This is a genomic window from Pedobacter sp. 01T416_2 (assembly GCF_056398925.1).
Window position 1 is genome coordinate 1 of record NZ_JBFTQI010000837.1, and the last position, 2,410, is coordinate 2,410.

Sequence of the window (2,410 nt, forward strand, 5' to 3'; positions counted from 1 at the left end):
ATATATCGCAGGAAGCAGGTTTGTTTTTACGCAAAAACATGAACCAACTGGGTTTAAAAAATGTATTTGCCGACCACGAAAGTTTAATGAAATCTGCAGAACACCATGTGAAGGTTTTCAAAGTTCAGGGGCAATCCGCACAGGCCAAAATCCTGAATAATATTTTAGAAGAAGATTATACAGCTACTGAAATTATTGGCAAAACAGTGGTGGTTTTGGCAGATGAGAGTCTGTTGATCCCAACTTTACAGACGATTCCAACTACATTTAACGGAAAAGAAATCGATCTTAATGTAACGATGGGTTTTGCGCTGTCAACCTCAAGCATTTTTGGTTTGGTCGATTTATGGTTGGGCAGTCAGTTGGAGGTTTTACAGCGGGATAAAGTAAGCTACAAAAATGTAGAAGCTTTTTTAACCCATCCGTTAACAGGCCTTACCCAAAGAATGCGGGATAAAATTTTAACCGCATTATTGGAAGAAAACCAAGTGGAGATCGACCATAAACGCTTATTACGCCAAAGTGGGCTGTTTGAAACTTTTTATAAAAAAATCGACGATCCGCAGCATGTAGTAACCAATTTACTCGATGTATTGGATTATGTGTTAACAAGATTATCGAATGCGAAAACATTAAAAAAAATCGATGCAGAACTGTTTGTAAAAACCATTCAGGAATTAAATAGGCTACACGATACTTTTAGCAACCACATCGGTAAAGAGGAAATCCCTTTTGTAATTTACCTTGTTCAAAAATCGCTGCAGGCCATTGCGGTACCACTTTCAGGCGATCCGCTGAATGGGATACAAGTAATGGGATTACTCGAAACCCGAAACTTAAATTTCGATAAAGTGGTAATTTTGGGCTTCAACGAAGGCATTATTCCAAAATCATCCATTGGTAATAGTTTTATTCCCGATTCTATACGTCGTGTTTACGGCCTTCCGGTTCTTGAAAATCTTGATGCCATTTCCTCTTATATGGTATACCGTCTATTACAAAGAGCAAAGAATATCAATTTTGTCTATAATAGCTTAACCGACGAGTCTACTTCAGGCGAAGCCAGCAGAATCTTAAAGCAGCTTGAATACGAAAGCGGTTTCGATTTTGCATATAATGAGCTTAATCTGGAGGTAAAAACCGAGCCTTTTAAGGAAGTAAAGATCGAGAAAACCAATAATGCCTTTATCCAGGAAACACTTCAGAAATACCTCGATAAAAAGAAGGTACTTTCGCCATCGGCACTTACCCAGTATATCTCTAACCCGATAGATTTCTTTTTCAATTACATTGCAGGCATTAAAGAGCCTAAAGAAGTAAGCGCTGTAGTAGAAGCCAACGAAATAGGTTCGATTTTACACAAAGTGATGGAGTATTTTTACGAGGATTTAAGGTCGGCTGAAATTACTGCAGAGCGGATTAAAGAGAAACGGAAACAGATTCCCACTTTGATACAAAAAGGTTTTAATGCCGTGATGTTTAAAAATCCCGATACAGTGATGGAATATAAGGGTATGCAAAAGGTAATTTTATCGATTGTTGATGCCTATGTAAACATCATTTTAAATCAGGATGAAGCACAAACGCCATTTACGATCATTAGCCTAGAGCAAAAAGTAGAAGCCGAAATCAGTTTCCCGCTTAAAGGAAGAGAAGCCAGCGTTAAAATATTTGGTTTTATAGACCGCGTTGATGTAAAAGATGGGGTAACTAAAATTATTGATTACAAAACAGGAAGTGATAAGTTAACCTTTAAAGACATCCCGGAATTATTCAATTCTGATGGYAAACATATCAACAAAGCTTTAATCCAAACGCTTTTGTATACGTATGCTTATGAGCAATTTTCGGGCAGAACTTTTGTAGAACCCAACCTGTATGTAGTAAAAACAATGAGCGTAGATGGCGTTTGGTTTAAGTCGGGCAGGCAAAACCTATCTGGAGCTTATTTGGAAGAAATTAAACCGGAATTTCTAGCTGAGTTAAGAAAAAAGTTAACCGAACTTTTCGAAGCACCTTATTTCGTTGCCAGTGCCATTGAGGATAATTACAAATATTCTATTTATAAAACTTTATTTGGGAAGTAGATTTAGTTGCAATTGTCTGAAGCCAATCGCAATGAATAACAAATGCCTATATGTCCTGCTGTAGGCAATTTACATTTCTTAGCAGTCTGTTTTAACAGACTGCTAAAATTCCCTATATTAGACTAATCAAACCATCAATTATGTCGTATGTAAGAATTTGGGTTCACCTAGTGTTCTCAACCAAAAACCGACATCCCTATTTAACAAAAAACATCCGCTATAAAGTTCAAAAGCACATTATGGAAAATTGTAGAGAAAAATCTATTTTTCTACAGGCAATTAATGGATATACCGAACATATACACTGTCTAATATCTCTAGGA

The 2,410-nt window shown here is 36.7% G+C and carries 2 protein-coding genes; both read left to right on the forward strand.

Features of this window, described 5'->3' with window-relative positions:
• Nucleotides 1–2,087, forward strand: a 2,087-nt coding sequence (locus tag AC1DPQ_RS24755; RefSeq protein ID WP_477611191.1) for a PD-(D/E)XK nuclease family protein, incomplete at its 5' end; no start/stop codon positions are given.
• A 140-nt stretch (nucleotides 2,088–2,227) separates the two neighbouring features.
• On the forward strand, nucleotides 2,228–2,410 hold a 183-nt coding region (locus tag AC1DPQ_RS24760; RefSeq protein ID WP_477611192.1), incomplete at its 3' end, for a transposase.